This window comes from Rhodococcus sp. NJ-530, from assembly GCF_003860625.1.
Taxonomy (GTDB): Bacteria; Actinomycetota; Actinomycetes; order Mycobacteriales; family Mycobacteriaceae; genus Rhodococcus_F; species Rhodococcus_F qingshengii.
The window spans coordinates 545,861-565,367 of the sequence record NZ_CP034156.1 but is presented as its reverse complement, the minus strand read 5'-3'; the positions used below and the strand labels follow the sequence as shown (position 1 = coordinate 565,367).

18 protein-coding genes and 2 pseudogenes are annotated in these 19,507 nt (G+C 59.6%); 7 read left to right on the top strand and 13 right to left on the bottom strand.

Going from position 1 to position 19,507, the window contains the following annotated elements:
- Nucleotides 1-1,343, top strand: a 1,343-nt coding sequence (locus tag EHW12_RS34495; protein WP_206434871.1) for an ISL3 family transposase, incomplete at its 5' end; no start/stop codon positions are given.
- A gap of 159 nt (nucleotides 1,344-1,502) precedes the next feature.
- Here the strand turns inward: EHW12_RS34495 and EHW12_RS34490 are convergent.
- The 3 genes and pseudogenes from EHW12_RS34490 to EHW12_RS34475 all read right to left on the bottom strand — a co-directional run bounded on the left by EHW12_RS34490 (nucleotide 1,503) and on the right by EHW12_RS34475 (nucleotide 3,939).
- Nucleotides 1,503-1,784, bottom strand: a complete 282-nt coding sequence (locus EHW12_RS34490) for an XRE family transcriptional regulator (RefSeq protein ID WP_064445074.1) — start codon at nucleotides 1,782-1,784, stop codon at nucleotides 1,503-1,505.
- Nucleotides 1,784-2,121, bottom strand: a pseudogene (locus tag EHW12_RS34485) (type II toxin-antitoxin system RelE/ParE family toxin). Before EHW12_RS34485 ends, EHW12_RS34490 begins: the two are co-directional and overlap by 1 nt.
- A gap of 1,296 nt (nucleotides 2,122-3,417) precedes the next feature.
- A complete protein-coding gene (locus EHW12_RS34475) occupies nucleotides 3,418-3,939 on the bottom strand; it encodes an Lrp/AsnC family transcriptional regulator (protein ID WP_064445044.1) in 522 nt (173 codons plus the stop codon).
- Between the two features lie 107 nt (nucleotides 3,940-4,046).
- Between EHW12_RS34475 and ald the strand changes: the two genes are divergently transcribed.
- Nucleotides 4,047-5,147 (top strand): alanine dehydrogenase, encoded by a 1,101-nt coding sequence (gene ald, locus EHW12_RS34470; RefSeq protein WP_064445045.1) that lies wholly within the window; start codon nucleotides 4,047-4,049, stop codon nucleotides 5,145-5,147.
- Between the two features lie 115 nt (nucleotides 5,148-5,262).
- On the opposite strand, the pseudogene fgd reads toward ald, so the two are convergent.
- The 6 genes and pseudogenes from fgd to EHW12_RS34440 all read right to left on the bottom strand — a co-directional run bounded on the left by fgd (nucleotide 5,263) and on the right by EHW12_RS34440 (nucleotide 10,751).
- Nucleotides 5,263-6,275: pseudogene (fgd, locus tag EHW12_RS34465) on the bottom strand (glucose-6-phosphate dehydrogenase (coenzyme-F420)).
- A gap of 88 nt (nucleotides 6,276-6,363) precedes the next feature.
- Nucleotides 6,364-7,593 (bottom strand): aminotransferase class V-fold PLP-dependent enzyme, encoded by a 1,230-nt coding sequence (locus EHW12_RS34460; protein WP_125053615.1) that lies wholly within the window; start codon nucleotides 7,591-7,593, stop codon nucleotides 6,364-6,366.
- A complete protein-coding gene (locus tag EHW12_RS34455) occupies nucleotides 7,590-8,444 on the bottom strand; it encodes a tryptophan 2,3-dioxygenase family protein (protein WP_064445048.1) in 855 nt (284 codons plus the stop codon). Before EHW12_RS34455 ends, EHW12_RS34460 begins: the two co-directional genes overlap by 4 nt.
- 167 nt (nucleotides 8,445-8,611) lie before the next feature.
- On the bottom strand, nucleotides 8,612-9,475 hold the full coding sequence (locus EHW12_RS34450) for an acyl-CoA thioesterase domain-containing protein (RefSeq protein WP_125053613.1): 864 nt from the start codon (nucleotides 9,473-9,475) through the stop codon (nucleotides 8,612-8,614).
- Nucleotides 9,472-9,906, bottom strand: a complete 435-nt coding sequence (locus tag EHW12_RS34445; protein ID WP_064445049.1) for a cupin domain-containing protein — start codon at nucleotides 9,904-9,906, stop codon at nucleotides 9,472-9,474. The genes EHW12_RS34450 and EHW12_RS34445 overlap by 4 nt, the downstream gene beginning before the upstream one ends.
- A complete protein-coding gene (locus EHW12_RS34440) occupies nucleotides 9,903-10,751 on the bottom strand; it encodes a fumarylacetoacetate hydrolase family protein (RefSeq protein ID WP_064445050.1) in 849 nt (282 codons plus the stop codon). Before EHW12_RS34440 ends, EHW12_RS34445 begins: the two co-directional genes overlap by 4 nt.
- Before the next feature lie 119 nt (nucleotides 10,752-10,870).
- On the opposite strand from EHW12_RS34440, the gene EHW12_RS34435 reads away from it, so the two are divergent.
- Complete coding sequence (locus EHW12_RS34435) at nucleotides 10,871-11,260, top strand: RidA family protein (protein WP_064445051.1); 390 nt, start codon at nucleotides 10,871-10,873, stop codon at nucleotides 11,258-11,260.
- Nucleotides 11,261-11,285: 25 nt separating this feature from the next.
- On the opposite strand, the gene EHW12_RS34430 is transcribed toward EHW12_RS34435, so the two are convergent.
- Entirely contained in the window at nucleotides 11,286-12,164 is an 879-nt protein-coding gene (locus tag EHW12_RS34430; protein ID WP_082920783.1) for a PaaX family transcriptional regulator C-terminal domain-containing protein, read from the bottom strand.
- A gap of 132 nt (nucleotides 12,165-12,296) precedes the next feature.
- Here EHW12_RS34430 and EHW12_RS34425 point away from each other — a divergent pair, with 132 nt between their 5' ends.
- The 4 genes from EHW12_RS34425 to EHW12_RS34410 all read left to right on the top strand — a co-directional run bounded on the left by EHW12_RS34425 (nucleotide 12,297) and on the right by EHW12_RS34410 (nucleotide 17,888).
- Nucleotides 12,297-13,916 (top strand): AMP-binding protein, encoded by a 1,620-nt coding sequence (locus EHW12_RS34425; RefSeq protein ID WP_125053611.1) that lies wholly within the window; start codon nucleotides 12,297-12,299, stop codon nucleotides 13,914-13,916.
- On the top strand, nucleotides 13,913-14,308 hold the full coding sequence (locus EHW12_RS34420; protein WP_125053609.1) for a thioesterase family protein: 396 nt from the start codon (nucleotides 13,913-13,915) through the stop codon (nucleotides 14,306-14,308). Before EHW12_RS34425 ends, EHW12_RS34420 begins: the two co-directional genes overlap by 4 nt.
- A 76-nt stretch (nucleotides 14,309-14,384) precedes the next feature.
- Nucleotides 14,385-16,751, top strand: a complete 2,367-nt coding sequence (locus tag EHW12_RS34415; protein ID WP_125053607.1) for a bifunctional salicylyl-CoA 5-hydroxylase/oxidoreductase — start codon at nucleotides 14,385-14,387, stop codon at nucleotides 16,749-16,751.
- A gap of 6 nt (nucleotides 16,752-16,757) precedes the next feature.
- Complete coding sequence (locus EHW12_RS34410; RefSeq protein WP_125053605.1) at nucleotides 16,758-17,888, top strand: alpha/beta hydrolase; 1,131 nt, start codon at nucleotides 16,758-16,760, stop codon at nucleotides 17,886-17,888.
- Here the strand turns inward: EHW12_RS34410 and EHW12_RS34405 are convergent, their stop codons facing one another.
- Genes EHW12_RS34405 through EHW12_RS34395 form a run of 3 tightly spaced genes read right to left on the bottom strand, consistent with a single transcriptional unit; the run spans nucleotide 17,889 to nucleotide 19,468 of the window.
- A complete protein-coding gene (locus EHW12_RS34405; RefSeq protein WP_125053603.1) occupies nucleotides 17,889-18,386 on the bottom strand; it encodes a flavin reductase family protein in 498 nt (165 codons plus the stop codon).
- Nucleotides 18,387-18,428: 42 nt separating this feature from the next.
- Nucleotides 18,429-19,163 (bottom strand): SDR family oxidoreductase, encoded by a 735-nt coding sequence (locus EHW12_RS34400; RefSeq protein WP_238592784.1) that lies wholly within the window; start codon nucleotides 19,161-19,163, stop codon nucleotides 18,429-18,431.
- Between the two features lie 20 nt (nucleotides 19,164-19,183).
- Nucleotides 19,184-19,468, bottom strand: coding sequence for an antibiotic biosynthesis monooxygenase (locus EHW12_RS34395; RefSeq protein WP_064445058.1), 285 nt, complete (start codon nucleotides 19,466-19,468; stop codon nucleotides 19,184-19,186).
- Nucleotides 19,469-19,507 lie beyond the last annotated feature (39 nt).

Below are 19,507 nucleotides of genomic sequence, written 5' to 3'. Positions count from 1 at the left end.
GGCCCCGACATGCTGTTGGTCTCTCACAACGCGACAACAGCGAGGCCACGAGCATGAACGAGGGTACGTCAGTGCTGCTCGGGCTGGAGGACGAGTTCACCGTCCTGCAGCTCGAACGAATCGATGCCGACACGGTGCGTGTCGTCATCGAGGTCATCGACCCGGAGGGCGCCTGCCCCGAGTGCGGGGTGCTCACCTCAAGGATCAAGGAGCGGCCACTGGTTCGAGTCAAGGACTTGCCTGCCTCCGGCCAAAGAACCGATCTTTGGTGGCTCAAACGGCCCTTGGTGTGCCGCGAACCGGCCTGTGGGACAGCGACATTCACGCAGCAGTCCCGCGCTGTGCCGGCACGGTCGCGGCTCACGACCCGGCTACGAGAGAAGATCGGTTCGGCGATCGCGTCGGGCAACCGCGCCGTCAGCGAGGTCGCTAGCGAGTACCAGGTGGCGTGGTCGACCGCGCACCGGGCGCTCATCGCACTGGCCAACCAGTGGCTGCCCGAGCCGGAACCCACCCGCGTGCTCGGCATCGACGAGACCCGCGCCCGGTCGGTGCGCTGGGTGCTCGAAGAGGCCGGCTGGACACGGTCGAACCCGTGGATGACCTCGTTCGTCAACGCCGACCCCACCCTGCCCGGGCACCTTCTCGGGCTGACCCCGGGACGCTCCGGGGCGTGCGTGATCGACTGGCTCGCGCTGCAGACACCCGCGTTCCGGGCCGGCATCGACCTGGTCGTGATCGACCCGTCCGCGCCGTACGCGGGCGGGATCCGCACCGCCCTGCCGGACGCGCGGATCGCAGTCGACAAGTGGCATCTCGTCGCCCTCGCCAACCTCATGGTCACCCAGGTCCGTCAACGGATCACCCGGCAACTGCACGGCCGCCGCGGCACCGCCACCGACAAAGTCTGGGCCAGCCGGCAACTGCTGCTCACCGGCTACGAGCACCTCACCGTCAAGCAAAAGGCCCGGTTCAACGCCGCCCTCGCCGCCGAGGATCCGACCAACGAGATCGCCGCCGCGCATGCCGTCAAGGAACGCCTGCGCCTGCTGCTGGCCGAACACCAGCCGCACCAGATCCGGCGCAGGCTGTACGACTTCTACGACGCCGCCGCCCGCGCCGACATGGAGGAAACCAGCCGCCTAGCGACCACGATCGACACCTGGTGGCCAGCGGTGCTCGTCGCGCTCACCGAGGACGTGACCAACGCCCGCACCGAGGGCTTCAACCGGATCATCAAGCAAACCAAGCGTGTCGGATGCGGCTTCACCAACATGGACAACTACCGAAGGCGCATCATGGTCCACATCGCCCTCACCCGAGGGCAGAGACCAGCAGCATGAAATCAGCACACGCCCCGCTCAGATGCGGAGAGCCCCCAAAACACCCCAGGGAAGTGCCATCAGGTCACAACACTTCCGCACAGCACCTGGCCCGCACCCCGGAAATCGGGTACGGGTCGGGCCTGAGACCAAACAGATTCCAGCGCTTCGTCGGCGCCCTTACGCGGCAGCGCTCACCGTCATATCGACATGAAGTCCGGCAGCCGACACCATGTTGACCAACGCATCAAGACTGAACAGGTCGATCTTTCCTCGAATCAAATCCGACACCCGCGGCTGAGTCACACCAAGCCGGGCCGCCGCATCCATCTGAGTCCATCCCTCGGTCTCGATGCGCCGAGACAACGCAATCAGCAGACTCGACCGCAACCGCATGTTCTCCGCCTCCTGCGCAGTGTCCTCGATCGCATCCCACACGCTGCCATAGATTTCATCGCTCATCACCACTCACCCTTCCCGCCATCCGCTATCACCTGCTGGTACCGCTTCCTCGCGGTAGCCAAGTCCGCCGCCGACGTCTTCTGCGACTTCTTCTGGAAGCAATGCAGCACAACTACCCGGTCCGCGAACTTCGCCACGTAGATGACACGGAACGCTCCCGACCCATCACGTACCCGGATCTCCCGCACACCAGAACCCACACCGACCATCGACTTCCAGTCCGTCGGTTCGACCCCTGCTGAACACGGTCCAACTGATAACCACACTGACGACGAACCGCATCGGGGAAACCACGAAGATCCTCCAATGCGGTCCCCACGAACTGGATCTTCTTCACCCCACGAGTATACAAAATTTTGTATGAACTGGCATAGCCTCCACCCAACAGAGAACAGCCAGCGAGACACACTCACCCAGCGAAGAAACCCCGGAATCCCGACGTGTTCCTCGACGTCGGCGACAGTAATGCCGTCGACGCCAGGAGTCATTGCTCCGCGATTGCCCGCGACCCGGTCGAACGCCACGATCAGCGTCGCCGGGTCGTGCACAAGGTTGAACAGGTCGTCGAACCGGCGGCCGGGATCGGCCGCCGCCCAACAGTGAAGCTTGGCCTGCATCTGAAGATACCCGCCGAGAAGGTCCCGCAGGGACCGACTCTGACGTGGCGTCACCGTTCGGTGGCGCATCTTCCGGCATTACAGTATCCGCCCTTCTCAAAACCGCTGCCGCCCTTCGCTATGTGGCCGGCCTTTCCCGGCCTCGGACTACTACGGCGACTCCGCCCCACCCGACACGTTCGACGGTCGATGCGTCTATCCCGGCCCGGCGAGCTGGCTACCCGTCAGGTCGGGAGCCGTGACAGGCGGTTCCCGTGTTCACTGTGATTCGCTCGACGAAGTAGGAGTCCAGCTGTGTCCCTGCGGCATCGCCACGAGTACGCCGTAGACCTTCCTCGTGGCCTCCCGGCCGGCTTCCATAAACCAACCCAGAAGTTCCGCACCGATCTCGGTGGGTGCGCTCCGCATCCTGCCCCGATCCGCCAGGTTCGAGCAGGTGGCCCATTGAGGGACGTAATGACGCTGGTTCCTCGCGTACTCCTCTCCATCTCACTTGCCGGACCCGCACCATCTGGCAGTACTGGCCACGTCCCGGCGTTGTCAGGGCTGCTCCTACCCTCCCCGGCATCACCGGATCAGGCTGCCCTCAGCTCCACCGACCTGCTACGACAGACCGGCGGCGAAGGTCTCTCACCTCCACTCGAATCACAGCGCCTCACGGCGCAAACGGAAAGTGGGCCAGAACCAGTTTTCAACCGTCGGCAACAGAATCCACCTTTCCAATGCACGACTCCAGGCAGCTGAGCACCGCGTGCTCGGAACAACGCGTCACCGAAGTTCTTGCTTACCCTTGGGCAAGGTTTTTGCTCATGGGACGCTGCGCCAGTTCGTCGTCTCCCAAGCGCGAGAACCATGATCAGCAACTTCTCCTACCTCTGGTACGCGAGGCGGTCGGCAAACTCTGCGGAGCAGCGTGTCGAGACGCGGCCTCGCCCTTTCCTGACAACGAGACGTTGGCAACAGCGCTCCCTCAGAATCGGCGGATGCGTTGCAGCGATCGTTTGCGGCTGCCCTCTCTATACCGAGCCTCCAAGCGGGCGGACGTGTTCGAAGATCAGAATCGTTTCTGTAGCCGCGACAGCTGGGTGGGCACTGAGGTTTTCGACTACGAAGTCCCGCAATTCCGCTGATCCCGCGGTCGCGACATGGATCAAGTAGTCGTCAACGCCGGCAACGAAATAGACGTTGAGGACCGCATCGAGACCAGCGAAGTCTTCGCCGAGTTCGGCCAGTCCCGAGCGTGCTTCAGACAGCAGGCGCACGGCGATCATCGCCTGGAGATCCTTACCAAGCGCGGCAGGATCGATGTCGGCATGGAACCCACGAATCACGCCGGACTCGATCAGGGTCCGAACTCGGCCGAGGCAGGTGGACGGTGCAATTCCCGCTATTGCCGCCAGGGCATTGTTGGGAATCCGTGCATTGATCGAAAGTTGTTCGAGAAGAACACGATCCACGGAATCCAAACGAAAGGGTGGCCGAACATTCTTCAGCGAAGCAGCCACTTGACGACTCTTTGGAGAATTTTCACGATCCATCGACGGGTCCTTAAGAATTATGTTCACTGAGCAAGCGAATATGCCGGACAAACTTCATCATTAGAGCGAGAACATCGAATATAGAACAGACCCGTTTGGAGATACTCATGAAGGTCGGAATACCCCGCGAAATCAAGAACCACGAGTACCGGGTTGCCATCAGCCCCGCAGGCGTGCACGAACTGGTCAGCCGCGGGCACGACGTCGTCATCGAAACCGGCGCGGGTACCGGTTCCTCGTTTACCGACGAGGACTTCAAGGCCTCCGGTGCCCAGATTCTCGACTCCGCAACTCAAATCTGGACCGAAGCAGACTTGTTACTCAAGGTCAAAGAACCTATTGCAGAGGAGTATTCGCACCTGCGCCCTAACCAGGTCATCTTCACCTACCTTCATCTGGCGGCATCCAGGGAATGTACTGATGCACTGCTCAACTCGAAGACGACATCCATCGCGTACGAGACCGTAGTCGGCGCAGATGGTTCCCTGCCACTTCTTGCCCCGATGAGCGAAGTGGCTGGCAGGCTTGCCCCTCAGGCCGGCGCCTATCACCTGATGCGCCACGGCGGTGGACGCGGAGTGCTGATGGGTGGCGTCCCGGGAGTCCGACCTGCCAAGGTTGTCGTGATCGGCGCTGGCGTTTCGGGCAAGAACGCGATCGCGGTGGCGCACGGAATGCAGGCCGATGTCACCGTCCTCGATCTTTCGATCGCTCGACTGCGCGAAATCGACGATCTGTACCGCGGCCAGGTAAAGACCGTCATTTCCAACAGCCTGGAACTCGAGGCGGCCGTCCTCGATGCCGATCTGGTCATCGGCGCCGTTCTGATCCCGGGAGCCAAGGCACCAACACTCGTCTCCAACTCGCTGGTAGCCCGCATGAAACCAGGTTCGGTCCTCGTGGACATCGCAATCGATCAGGGCGGGTGCTTCGCGGATTCACACCCGACGACACACGCCGATCCGACGTACCAAGTCCACGATTCTCTATTTTACTGTGTCGCCAACATGCCTGGTGCGGTGCCGCGGACGTCGACCTATGCCCTCACAAACGCAACACTTCCCTATGTCGTCGCCCTCGCGGACCATGGGTGGCGGGAGGCCGTCACGTCGGTTCCTGGATTCGCTTCGGGCTTGAGTACCCACAACGGAGAGTTGTTCTCCGAGAGCGTTGCAGCGGCGCACGGATACGCCTCGACCGCTTTTTGACCGAATGCATTGCTGGTGGGCTCGACGAGATCGTCGAGCCCACCAGCAATGCGAGAATTTCGGTAGCGACATGAACACCAATAGCCCTCTGTGCCGACAATTCTCAAGACAGGGACTAACCGATCCGGCGAAGTCTCGGCGCAAGATCGCGCTCGAATAGTTCGAGAAACCGCTGCTGGTCGTGACCGGGCGCATGGAAGACCAGATGGTTAAAACCGACGTCGATGTACTCCTTCACCTTCTCGACAGCGTCATCGGGGTCGGAGGCGACAATCCACCGCTTGGCAACCTGCTCGATCGGGAGCTCGTCAGCTGCCCGTTCCATCTCGACGGGATCCTCGATGGAATGCTTCTGCTCGGCAGTCAGCGAAAGCGGGGCCCAGAAACGGCAGTTCTCCAATGCTTGATCAGGGTCGGTATCGTACGAAATCTTGATCTCGATCATTTTGTCGATTGCAGCAGCGTCGCGGCCACTGGTACGCGCGCCTTCCTCAACTGCAGGCAAGAGCTTGTCGCTGTAAAGGTCCATTCCCTTCCCCGAAGTACAGATGAATCCATCTCCTGCACGACCTGCATATCGGGCGACGACTGGACCACCGGCCGCGATGTAAATTGGGATACCCTCGCCCGGAACGTCGTACATAGAAGCGCCTTTGGTCGTGTAATAGTCACCGTTAAAGTCCACACGGCCGCCAAGCCAGAGCTCACGCATCAACCGAACCGACTCGCGCAAGCGGGCATAACGCTCCGAGAACTGTGGCCATTCGCCGGTGTAACCGGTGGCGATCTCGTTGAGTGCCTCTCCGGAACCCACGCCGAGCATAATCCGTCCCGGATAGAGGCATGCCATCGTTGCAAATGCTTGCGCGACCACCGCTGGGTTGTAGCGGAAGGTTGGAGTCAGAACGGATGTGCCTAATTGAATGGTCCTCGTGCGTTCACCGACAGCGGTCATCCAAGCGAGGGAGAACGGAGCGTGTCCCCCTGATGACGCCATGGCTGAAAGTGGTCACTGACCGTTGCCGAGTCCATCCCACACTGTTCGGCAAGAACACCGAGTTCGACGAGGTCCCGAGGCGTGAACTGCTCCGCCGATGCTTTGTAACCAAGCGTCAATGTCTGCGCCATGGAGTTGTTGCTGCCTTTCCCATATAGCCTTCGTGTGGCAGCGCGTCACTGCCACCCCAATGAATCGCGACGCCCTTGCGCGACTTGGTTATTCGGCAAGGGCGTCGCGGATCGCGAGCACCCCGACATAGACCTCGGCAAAACTCGTACTGAGGGGACTGAGACCCAACCGAATACCGTTCGGCGTACGGAAGTCAGGAATGACACCCTGCTCCCACAACTGTGCCGTTATAGCCTTGAAGTCCGAATGATCGATCGTGATATGTCCACCGCGCCAACGCGAATCCTCCGGGCTGGCGATCTCGACGCCGAGCGGAACCAGCAAGTCGCGAACAAGTTCGAGTGCGAACTCCGTCAATGCGATCGACTTCGCACGAATCGCCTCTATCCCGACTTCGTCGATAAGTCCCAGCATGTCTTGCATCGCAAGCATTCCCAGAATGGGCGGTGTTCCACTGATAACTCTCCGAATACCGTCAGCGGGTACATAGCCTTGTTCCATCTCGAAAGCATCCTTGCGGCCCATCCACCCCCAGATCGGCTGCTCGAATTCACTATGCAAATCGGAACGGACGTAGGCGAAAGCCGGAGACCCGGGTCCACCGTTCAGGTATTTGTAGGTACATCCGACCGCGAGATCTACTCCCCACGAATCTAATTCGATCGGAACGGTTCCCACGGTGTGGCACAGATCGAGAAGCAACATTGCGCCGGCCGAGCGCAAGATGCGCGCGAGATGCGCAGCGTCGAGCAAGAAACCCGACCTGTACGCAACATGGCTGAGCACGACGAGAGCAGTCTTGTTCGATACCACCGCAGCAAGCTTCTCAGCGGTTACACCACTTCGAGCGTCGGACTCGATCCACCGCAGCGTCATGCCGAGTTCGACCGCAATGGACTCGAGCAGATAGCGATCAGTGGGAAAGTTGTCGCGGTCGACAACAATTTCCGTTCTCCCAGGTCGCAGAGCGATTGCGCCCCTGGCCAACTTGTATAAAAGAACTGTGGTGGAGTCGCCGATAGTGGTTTGACCAGCGGCGGCTCCCAGTACCGTCGCACCCAGCGCATTTCCCAGGGTTACCGGTAGTTCGTACCACCCTTCGTCCCAGCCTCGAATCAGGCGACCTCCCCAACTCTGCGTGACGAAGGTCGAAATGCGCTCTGCGCTCGCTTTTGTGGGCCGTCCCAGCGAGTTGCCGTCAAGGTAGGCGCGGATTGTGGGATCGTCCGATCCTACGAACAAATCTCGGTACCCTCTGAGCGTATCGACGGCATCGAGTGCACCGGCCCGTGCCTCGAAGGATGTGGATGTGATCATCGGCCGATCTCCGTTCTGACAGCGAATAATTCGGGGAAGAAGGAAAGTTCGAGCGCCTTCTGCAGAAATCCGACGCCGCTCGATCCTCCGGTGCCGGATTTCATCCCGATTGTGCGCAATACAGTGCGCATGTGTCGGAATCGCCAGAGCTGAAAGTTCTCTTCGAGGTCGACGAACTCTTCGAATGCCTCGTACACCGACCAGTGCTCGGTGTTGTTTTCGTAGACGAACTTGACGAGCGGCATCAAGTCGGCATTGAACGTATACGCCTCACTGACATTTCTCTCCAGTGCCGACTCCGGGACGTCGAACCCACGACGGGCTAGGCACCGCCAGAACGCGTCGTACAAGCTCGGCTCCCCCAGTAGCCCTGAAAGGAGTTCGTGGGCAGTAGGATCGGACTCGAATACAGCCAGCATTCCTGAATTCTTGTTTCCGAGTGCAAACTCCACTGCACGATACTGGTACGACTGAAATCCTGACGAATTGCCGAGGAACTCACGGAACTGTGAATACTCCGTGGGCGTGAGCGTCGCCAGCACTGACCATTGCTCGGTGAGCGTCTTCTGAATGTGCTTGACGCGTGCAACGCATTTAAGTGCGGCACCGATATCGTCGGCGTCGAACGCCCCGCGTGCAGCCAACATTTCGTGCAGGACCAGCTTCAGCCACAGCTCCGTTGTTTGATGCTGGATGATGAAAAGCAACTCGTCGTGATGCTCGGGAGTACTGACCGGATTCTGCGCGCTGAGCAGAGTGTCCAGATCGAGGTAGGACCCGTAACTCATCCGCTTACTGAAATCGGTGACGATGTTCTTTTCGATCGCCCGCATATTCGCTTCGACACTCATGATGTTCCTTGATGTGGAGGGCTGATGCTGAAACCTGTGAAATCACCGTACTGACGCTCATCATATTTCATATTCCGTGCGACCGCCACAGAAACGATATACAGCGACGCGCTGTGCGTTGCGCGTCGCTGTTCGTCGAGTAGTGACACTGGGAAGTCGTCAGCCCGTCACGTCGCGGGCAAGCTGACCAGACCTTCTTGCATCACGCTGGCCAGCAAGTCTCCTGTGCGCGAATAGATCTTTCCGTGGGCCAGTCCGAGGCCACGTGAGGCTGCAGGCGATTCCTGCACGAGTGCGATCCATTCGTCGACCCGACCGTCGGAGTGCCACCACATCGCATGGTCGAGACTTGCTGTCATTACACCGTCGTCAGCCCACGCGACTCCGTTGTTACGCAAAACTGGTTCGAGAAGTGTGTAGTCACACAGATACGCCAAAGCAGCTCGGTGCAGATCCGGATCGTCGGGCAGTCGGTCATATGCCTTGAGCCACACCACTTGTCGACGGGTCCGCTCACCATTTGCGTTCACGTAGACCGGCGACGGAGAGTGTCGAATGTCGAAGTTCCGATCATTCGCCCAGTAGCTGGCGTCTCGGACCGTTGAATCCCCGAGAACGTCTGCCGCCGTCGGAAGATCCTCGGGCCGTGGAAGATCGGCCGGCATCACATCGTGATGGCTGACGCCTGCCGTAGGTACGTGAAATGACGACTGGCCGTTGAAGACGACCTTGCCGTTCTGCACACCGCTCACGGCACGTGCCGAGAATCCGCGGCCGTCGCGAACACGGTCCACCGACCACACGGTCTCGGCGTGGACGTCTCCTGGCCGAAGGAAGTAACCGTGAAAGGAATGAATCGACCTGTCGGCGTCGACAGTCTTCATACAGGCGGTAACCGCCTGGGAGACAATTTCCCCTCCGTACGCACGTTCGGATGGAATCACCTGGTGTCGACCGGTGAATACGTCTGTACCGCGAGTGTCGAGGGAAAGGGACTTCAGCAGCTCGGCGCTGCTCTGCGCTGCGGTCATCTGTGTGTATACCCTTCCAGTGTTGAATCGTCCACGTCGGGAAGATTGACAACGATGTTGTCCGGAGTTCTTGCCGTGAGCCACACCAATTCCTCGGTGGTGCTCATATTCACCTCGACATGAGGCATCCAGGGCGGCACGAACACGAAGTCGCCCTCGGACATGTCGACATATTCCGAGAAGTCCTTGCCGAAGTAGATACGTGCAATGCCGGTCAGGACGTAGCCGCCAGTTTCGGCTTCGCCGTGATGGTGTGGCAGCGAGCGGTATCCGGGCTCGTTGGTGACCTTGCCGAACCAGATCTTGGTTGCCGGACTGTGTTCGACACTCACTCCGGAAACTCGGACCGCACCGCCGGATTGGCCGGTGTCGGCCGCTTCGTTCCCTTTGCGGGTTACCACCGGAACTGCCCTACCGGTCGCTGTTGTCATGTCATATTCCTTTCTCGCGCTGTTCGCTGTTCGATAGTGTTGTGCAGCATGCCGATTCCCTCGATCGTTGTCTCGACGACGTCTCCCACCTGCAGGAACCGAGGTGGTGATGCGGCAGCACCGACTCCGCTCGGCGTTCCTGTCAAGACCACGTCGCCGGGGCGCAAGGTGGTGAACATGCTGATGTAGGAAAGCAGGTCGGCCGGGTCGAATACCAGGTCGTCGGTCGAACCGCGCTGCTGCATTTCTCCGTTCACCGAGCAGGTGATCGGCGCTCCTGATCGAGGGTCGAATTCGTCCGGGGTCACCAGCATTGGACCGAGCGGTGTGGTGGAATCGAAAGCCTTGCCCTGCAACCACTGTGGAGTTCTGTTTTGCCAGTCACGGGCCGAGATGTCGTTGGCGACTGTGTACCCGGCGATACCGGCGAGCGCCTCGTTTCGATTCGCATCACGGAGTGTCGATCCGACAATGACCGCGAGTTCTGCTTCCCAGTCCAGCTTCGACACTGAGGGATGAAGATCGATGCTGTCCTGTGCGCCGACGAGGGTATCGGCGAATTTGGCGAACAAAGTCGGGAATTGCGGTGCCTCGCGGCCCATTTCGGCGATGTGTGCACGGTAATTATGTCCGCAGCAGATAATTTTTCCGGACGAAAGGACCAATGGCGCAAAGCTCACGACGTCTTCACTCAGTTCGCCGACGGGGTTCGCCAGTACCTCGTCCATCCGATCAGAAGCTAACAACTCGCCCACGTCGGTCGTATCCACCAACTCCCAGGAATCGCAGCGCCACACTGCTGCACTGGTGCCACCGTCGTTTGTGCGAATTGTCGAAAATCTCACGGAATCGACGTCCTTTCCTCAGTTGTGACGCAAAAGTATGTCGCTTCAATTACGATCATGAATGTAACAGCATATCTTTGACGTGTCAGCGGATACCACAACGAAAGGACCAGATACGCGTGACTATCGAGCGAATCAATCCATCCACTCTGGGCAAGGCGTCCGGTTTCTCCCATGCGGTGCGAGCGGGCAATGCCGTATACCTGGCGGGACAAACCGCACTGGACCACTCGGGGAAGATCGTCGAGGGTGGCATCGTCGAACAATTTCGGCAGGCTATGACCAACGTGCTGACCGCACTCGATGCTGCAGGCGGGCAGCCCGCCGATCTGGTGGACGTCACCATTTACCTGCTCGACATCCCGGAGTACCAGGCACACGGTCGCGAAATTGGCGCCATCTGGCGCGAATTGGCAGGTACCGAGTATCCCGCCATGGCAGGAATCGGCGTCACCTCACTATGGCAGCGGGAAGCCCTGATCGAAATCCAAGCTGTCGCACACGTATGACATCCGGTGACGATAAACCTGCCGTTCAGCTATGAATGACCGAAAGTGCATGTTCGCGGGCGGGACCGCTCAAACTTCGGTTCAGCTCGGCGAACAGCTCTTCGGCAGTCATGCCGGTCCACCCCTGCGGAAGTAAAGACAGCGGCAACCCCGGATCAAGGTAGGGCAGCCTCCGCCAAGCCGTCAACATCGGTACGTAATGCTCGAACGCGACGGTAGACGAGACTCTGCCCTCGTCCAGTAGAGTCACCACACTACGGTAGCGGCGAACGAAATCGCCGTAGAGTTCGGACAGTTCATCCAGACTCCACCACGCCCTGACTTTTGATCGCAGGTCCCCGAAGGCCACATGCTCGGACCGGAAAATGTCGACATACGACGACAGACCTCGCCTGTCGAGCATGTCGCGTGTTTCACGCTCGATGTTTCCCGGCGCGATCCATACTCCTGGCGCTGCGGTTCCAAATCCCAGTGCCGTCAGCGCAGTCCGCAGCGCGTGCCGCTTCTCCCTCTCCGATTCCGGCACCGAAAACACCACCAACAACCAACCATCGTCCACCGTTGCGCGTCGACGATCGAAGATTCGAGCGTCACCTTCGTTGACGACATTCAGGCTGTGCTGCGACAATGAGTACCCGGCCGAGCCCTCAAATCGACTGCTGATCAACACGTCACGCCTCTTGAGTCGTGATATCGAGGATCGAACAGCGGGGCCTTCGACACCCAGGTCTGCCATCAACTTCACCACTGCTGCGACCGACAACCAGTTGCTTTCCCCGCGTGCATACAAGCCGAAGATCGTGACGATCAGTTGCCGCGGTTGAATCTCCGATGCCGCCGCGACACCACCACTCTCCAGCACCTCGTTGTGACGCTGACCTGAACGCACTTCCCCACTCGACATACACACACCGTATAGAGCCGCTCCCGCACGGTGCCATGCAACTATCGCGTTAATTATTTATGTCGCCTATCGACTCGGCGTCACAAACTATGCATACTGCTTTTATCGAGCATCACCTTCGAAAGGTCGAACATGCCTCTGTCACCGTCGGCCCACGTCGACACTTACTGCCGGGACAATCTGCCACCGGAACACAGCTGGCCTGAGTTCCGCTTCGAACTCCCATCCCTCCAGTACAGCGAACGCCTCAACTGCGCCACGGCACTTCTCGACGACATGGTCGCGATCGTCGGACCGGGCAAACCGTGCCTGCTGACCGCATCCGAAACATGGACGTACGGTGAACTGCTTAGTCGCGCCAACCAGATTGCCCGCGTACTGGCCGAAGACTACGGGCTCGTACCCGGTCAACGAGTACTCCTCCGAGGTCCCAACAACCCCTGGCTCGTGGCCTGCTGGTTCGCCGTGGTCAAAGCCGGCGGAGTAGTCGTCACTACGATGCCGATGCTCCGAGCACCAGAGGTCGCCAAGATCGTAGAAATTACCAAACCCTCACTCGTGCTGTGCGATCACCGATTCAGCGATGAACTCGTCGATATCGCTGGCACGGCGCACGTCCTGACTTTCGGATCTACTTCACCTACCGACCTTCAGATGGTGAGTGCCTCCAAGTCGGAAGAGTTCACGAACGTCGACACCGCAGCTGACGACGTAGTCCTGCTCGCACCGACATCCGGAACCACCGGAATTCCCAAAGCGACCATGCACTTTCACCGAGACGTACTGGCCAACGCCGACACGTTCTCCCTCCACGTGCTGAAACCGACACCTGACGACATCTTCACCGGTACCCCGCCACTGGCATTCACGTTCGGGCTGGGCGGGCTCGTGATATTTCCACTGCGTGTCGGCGCCGCCACCTTGTTGATCGAAAAAGCCTCTCCCGCAGAGCTTGCCGCGATGGTCCGCAGGCACAACGTCAGTGTGCTGTTCACCGCACCGACTGCATATCGGGCGATCATGTCGGCAGGAGCAGAAGCCGATTTGGCAACCCTCCGCCGCTGCGTATCTGCAGGTGAACACCTTCCTGAAGTGGTGTGGCAACAATTTCACGAGCGCACCGGACTGAAACTGATCGACGGTATCGGCGCTACCGAGATGCTGCACGTTTTCATCGCAGCATCCGATGACGATATCCGCCCCGGGGCAACGGGGAAAGCAGTGCCAGGCTTCGAAGCTCGCGTTCAAGATGCTGCGGGCAATCCGGTTCCAGCCGGCACGGCGGGATTTCTCGCAGTCAAGGGTCCAACCGGTTGCCGCTATCTAGCCGATGATCGACAGAGCGTGTACGTTCGCGACGGCTGGAACATCACGGGAGATACGTTCGTACACGATGCCGACGGATACTTCTGGTATCAGGCTCGCAGTGACGACATGATCGTCAGCTCGGGATACAACATTGCCGCACCCGAGGTCGAGTTCGCGATCGACCAGCATCCGGCCGTTGTCGAATCTGCCGTGATCGGAATCCCGAACGAGGCCCGCGGCATGATCGTGCACGCGGCGATCGTGCTTGCACCAGGGATCATCGGAGACGATGCGTTGAAGGTCGAGATTCAAAACTTCGTGAAGTCGATTGCGGCGCCGTACAAGTACCCGCGCAGCATCACCTTCGAGCAGGCGTTGCCGCGCACAGACAGCGGAAAGATCCAGCGATTCCGGCTGCACGAACACGTCAGGGTTCTTTCATGAACAGTCACAAACCCTCTGCAGCCACAGTGAATTCACGTGTCGAATGGTCCGATACCGACGCAGCCGGCCACTACCATCATTCGACTGTCATCCGCTGGGTCGAAGCTGCCGAGGCTATACTTCTACGCTCGATCAACCACGCAGATCTCTTCGGAGTGATACCACGGGTCGCCTACTCCGCTACGTATCGCGGGCGAGTGTGGTTCGGCGATGTCGTCACCACTACCTTGACCGTCGAACGAATGGGCACAAGTTCGCTCACATATCGATTCGAGGTAATTAGCCAAACCGGTCCAGTAGCCGACGGGACGTTGACGGTAGCGCACACGAGCACGTCCTCGGGGACATCCACTCCCTGGCCGGCAAGCGTGCGAGCCGCGCTCGCCGTGTGAACACGATTCACCGTTGTTCAGTCAACTGTGGTCGAAATATCGAGCAAGTGTGTCATACCAATCATCAAGGAGAAGAATGCGAATCGCAGTAGTGGGTGGCGGACCGGGAGGGTTGTACTTCTCAGCACTGGTCAAACAACTGAACCCGGCACACGACGTCACCGTGTGGGAACGCAATGCCGCCGACGATACCTTTGGCTTTGGCGTCGTCTTCAGTGACGAAACCCTCGGAGCAATAGAAAACGCGGATCCGGTGATCTTCGAACGGATGGCCCGATACTTTGCTCGGTGGGACGACATCGACGTCCACTACCGCGGTACGGTACATACCGCAGGCGGCCAGGGTTTCGCCGCGATGTCACGCAAAGTGCTGCTGGCTATTCTTCAGGAACGAGCAATCGAACTCGGCGTCGACGTGCACTTCTCGACGCCGGCGCCCGATGTCGACGAACTGCGTCGCAGCCACGATCTGGTCCTTGCCGCTGACGGTCTGAACTCCGCCGTACGCACCCGGTACGCAGGCACCTTCCGCCCTTCGCTGGACCGGCGCGAGAGCAAGTACATGTGGCTCGGCACCGACAAGGTCTTCGAGGCATTCAAGTTCTACATCGCCGAGACACCCCACGGAGTGATGCAGATCCACGGATACCCCTACGGAGATGACGGAAGCACCTTCATCGTCGAGATGCACGAAGATGTCTGGAACAGGGCTGGATTCGCGGAGTACGCAGCACAGGACTTCGCACCGGGAGAGAGTGACGAGAAGTCCATCGACATGATCCGCGAGCTGTTTGCCGACGTGCTGGGCGAACATCAGATCTTGTCCAACAATTCGCGGTGGATCAACTTCACCACCGTCCGCAACGAACACTGGCACGACGGAAACGTCGTCATCCTCGGCGACGCCGCGCATACCGCACATTTCTCCATCGGCTCGGGCACCAAACTTGCAATGGAAGACGCACTCGCGCTGGCCGCTTGCCTGCACGAAAACACTTCTGTGGCAAGCGCATTGGATGCATATGAATCAGAACGGAAACCCGTCGTAGTCTCGGTCCAACGTGCTGCCCAGGCCAGCCTCGAATGGTTCGAGAACATCGCACAGTACGTCGACCAGGAGCCACGCCAGTTCGCCTTCAATATTATGACGCGCAGCCGACGAATCACCTACGACAACCTGAAGCTGCGCGACCCAGAGTTCGTCGCTGCCGCCGACGACTGGTTCGCCGGCTCACACGGTTCGACCTGTCCGCCGATGTTTCAGCCGTTCAAACTCGGTGAACTTGAACTCAACAATCGCATCCTGGTCTCATCGATGGACATGTACTCCGCCATCGACGGCGTTCCCGGCGATTTCCACCTCGCCCACCTTGGTTCCAAAGCCATGGGCGGGCCGGCCGTGGTCATGACCGAAATGGTGTGCGTCAGCGAGAACGGTCGCATCACGCCTGGCTGCACAGGCCTGTACACCGACGAACAAGAACGATCATGGACACGTATTGTTGACTTCGTCCACGCCCACTCTGCCGCCAAAATCGGAGTGCAGCTTGGACATTCAGGCCGAAAGGGTTCCACCAAGTTCATGTGGGACGGCATCGATTCGCCCCTGGATGAGGGCAACTGGAACGTGGTGAGTGCCTCACCCATCCCGTACAGCGCTGCCAATCAGACGCCGACAGAACTCGACCACGATCAACTTGACACTATCGAGGCAGCATTCGTCGCAGCAGCAGAATCAGCGGCTCGCGCGGGGTTCGACCTGCTCGAATTGCACTGCGCACACGGCTATTTACTGTCGTCTTTCCTCTCTCCGCTCTCGAACACCCGGACCGACGAATTCGGAGGTTCCGCAGCAAACCGTCTACGCTTCCCACTGCGCATCTTCGACGCCGTACGCAGGGTCTGGCCGGCGGAGCGCCCGATCTCCGTTCGCATCTCCGCAACCGACTGGGCCGACGGCGGCAACGATATCGACGACGCAGTCGCCATCGCGACAGCCTTCGCCGAGCGCGGAGTCGACCTGATCAACGTATCCACCGGTCAGGTCGTCAAAAATGAGACGCCGGAGTACGGACGTAGCTATCAGACACCGTTCGCAGACCGTATACGCAACAAGATCGGAACGAAGTTTGGAACGGCCGTCATCGCAGTCGGTGCGATCTCGTCCCATGACGATGTCAATTCAGTCCTACTCGCAGGTCGCGCCGATCTTGTCGCTATCGGACGGAGCCACCTCTACAACCCACAGTGGACACTCCACGCCGCAGCGGAACAAGGTTACGTCGGCCCTGGCGCTGTGTGGCCACCACAGTTCGCGGCGGGCAACCGCAAACCTCCCACAGGGCGTACCGATGGCCCTCCGCCTCGGCTGAGCCTGGTCCGGGACGGCATAGCGGGCACTCGGCATGCCCGGTGGTCACCGCGAATCACCTTGTCGGTGTAATAAGTCATGCAGGATTCACCGCGTCCAGACACGCAACACGATGGTGCCCCCGGAGACTCGTCGACGACTATCAATATCGCCGTCTCTGCCGACGCCATCGTTCATCGCGGAACAATCGAGGAACTGGCAACGAAGTCACTCGAATCGCGCAACCTCACAGGAAGATTCGTTGTCACCGACGATCTTCAGTCGACGGCCGCTGCACTGTCCTACGCCGGCGATCTGATCGTGGTTCCCGGCGTAGGACAGCGGTTCGACGCGAGTGTATTCGACGGCGTGGTGCGCGTCGATTTCGGAGAATGCGCGCCTGATCGGTCCCCCGGTGTGCGACACCATATTCGAGGCCGGGGTATCGACGGCATTCACTTTGCTGTCGAAAGCGTCTATCATCATAAGTTTCATCGTGGCATCGACATTTCGTACGGAGACCATCCCGATCAGTGCGCGGTGCTGCGCATCCCGGCTGGCTCCGGTCCGTTTCCCGTAGCCGTGTTGGTGCACGGTGGATACTGGCGGGCTCGATGGCAATACGACCTGATGGATGCCCTGGCCGTCGACTTGACCAGGCGCGGCTACGCCACGTGGAACGTGGAGTACCGCAGGCCGGACGAGCACAATTGGTACGCGATGACATCGGATATTTCCCAGTCGCTGCAGACTCTGCAGTCTGTGTATCAGGAATGGAATCTGGATCTCGATCGCATTGTGACAGTAGGCCATTCTGCCGGTGGGCAGCTTGTGCTACGTCTTGCCGCAGACTCCGGCTCGAATACCGTCCGGCCGGCCCTCACTGTTTCCCTCGCTGGAGTGCTCGATTTGCGAACAGCCGACGAGCGCTGGCTCAGCGAGGGCGCCGTGTCTTCCGCGGTAGGTGGCAGATACGCCGAGCATTCGGCGATATACGACGATTCCTCCCCTATTGCACGCTTGCCGATCGGGTGTGCGCACCTCATCGCGTGCGGCGTATCGGATGACTCGGATCTGCTGGAGATCAGTCGTAGCTTCTCCGACTCGGCCGAAGGAACCACCGATGTGACGACGCACGTCGAAGGCCCCGGAGGGCACTTCGACATCATCGATCCCACATCGGAAATCTGGGCAAGGGTTGCAGCCGAGATCGACTCTCGCTTGCTCTGACTAGCTCGATCCCTTCAGACTGCGAAATGTGCTGCGGTGAAATACGATCGGCTCTTGATCGTGCGAAGCCACACCATCGACTCTCATCAGAGCGATGGTGTGGTCTCCCGCCGGAATCAACTCTTCGATCGACACTTCGAGCCATGCGCTGGCACCGTCTACGAAGATTGGGCCACCGTGTCCGGACGACACGGTCAGATCGGTGAACCTGTTCTCTGCCCGTCCCGCGAGCGCTCTGGCTACCGCTTCGTGAGTTTCGCCTAACACACTGATCCCGAGCGACCTGCAATTCTTTAACAGCGTCCAAGTCGCCGACGTGTTCTGTACGCAGAACGAGACGAGTGGCGGGTCGAGCGACACCGAGACGAAACTGCTCGCGGCGAAACCCGTGGGAACGCCATCGACATGCGCCGCAACGGCCACAACGCCGGTGGGGAAGGTACCGAACACCGACCGCAAGGTTGCTGTGTCGAAACCACTCTCAAGACCTACATCCATCGTGTCCATCTCTCTACGAATTTACGGTACCGTGGGTCGGCGTCACCCGATGATCTCCCCGCCTGCCATCCACACCGTCTGCCCTGTCAAGGACGCCAAGCCAGGGTCTACCAACGCCTTGACCATTGCGGCGATATCGTCCGGGGTGTCAAGCCTTCCGAGGACGGCCCGCGCAAGCAATCGCTGTGCCTCGGCCGTCAATCGTTCGTCCAAGATCTGCGCCGACTCTTCGATGCGGCCGGGAGCAATCACGTTTGCCGTGATGCCGTGCCTTGCTTCTTCGACTGCCATGTATTTGGTGAGCGTTGTGGCCGCAGACTTGGCCACTGCGAATGCGCCGAAGCCCGACACCGGACGCGCAGTCGAAGCCCCGGAAATGTAAACGATGCGACCCCACCTCTGTGCTCGCATACCGGGCATTGCACGCGAACAGATCAAGTGGTGTGCCCGGAGCCCGTCCAAGTGATGCTCGAATACACTCGAATCAGCCATCGACACAGGCCCCACATCGAGGCCGCTCGGATGCGCAGTGTTCACCACGATCGAGACTGGACCAAGCTTCGACTCTATCGTCGTGTACATCTCGTCTATAGAGCGCGGGTCCGTGAGTTCGCATCGAACAGACACTGAAGTGTGGTTCCGCATCACCAATTCATCTGCAACTGCTCGGTTCCCGCGATACTGCACGGCAACCCGCATACCCGCGTCCTGAAAAACCTCGACAATCCGGCGCCCGAGCAGTCCAGTTGCACCGGCGACGAGTGCGACCGGCGACACGGGTGCATGTGCAGACACGATTAGAAGTCGTGACGAGCGAAGTGCGGGGCTTCAAGTGCCGCTGCCGCGACCCTCGACGCCCACAACTCGACATGCGGTTGCGTGCCGTGCACCGAAGATGCTTCGGCGCTGTCCCATTCTTCGTACAGTCGGAGCACTCCATTACCCGACACATCCCATGAAAGCGTGTAGTCGACACAACCTTTCTCGGACCTGCACTTTTCCTGGAACTCTGTTGCAGCATAAACAAGTTCATCTATCTTGGCGGGATCGATTCGTATCGAACCGGAAACGACAACGGTCATTCGTCAGCCTCTTTCCATCTCATGTATGACACAAAGCAA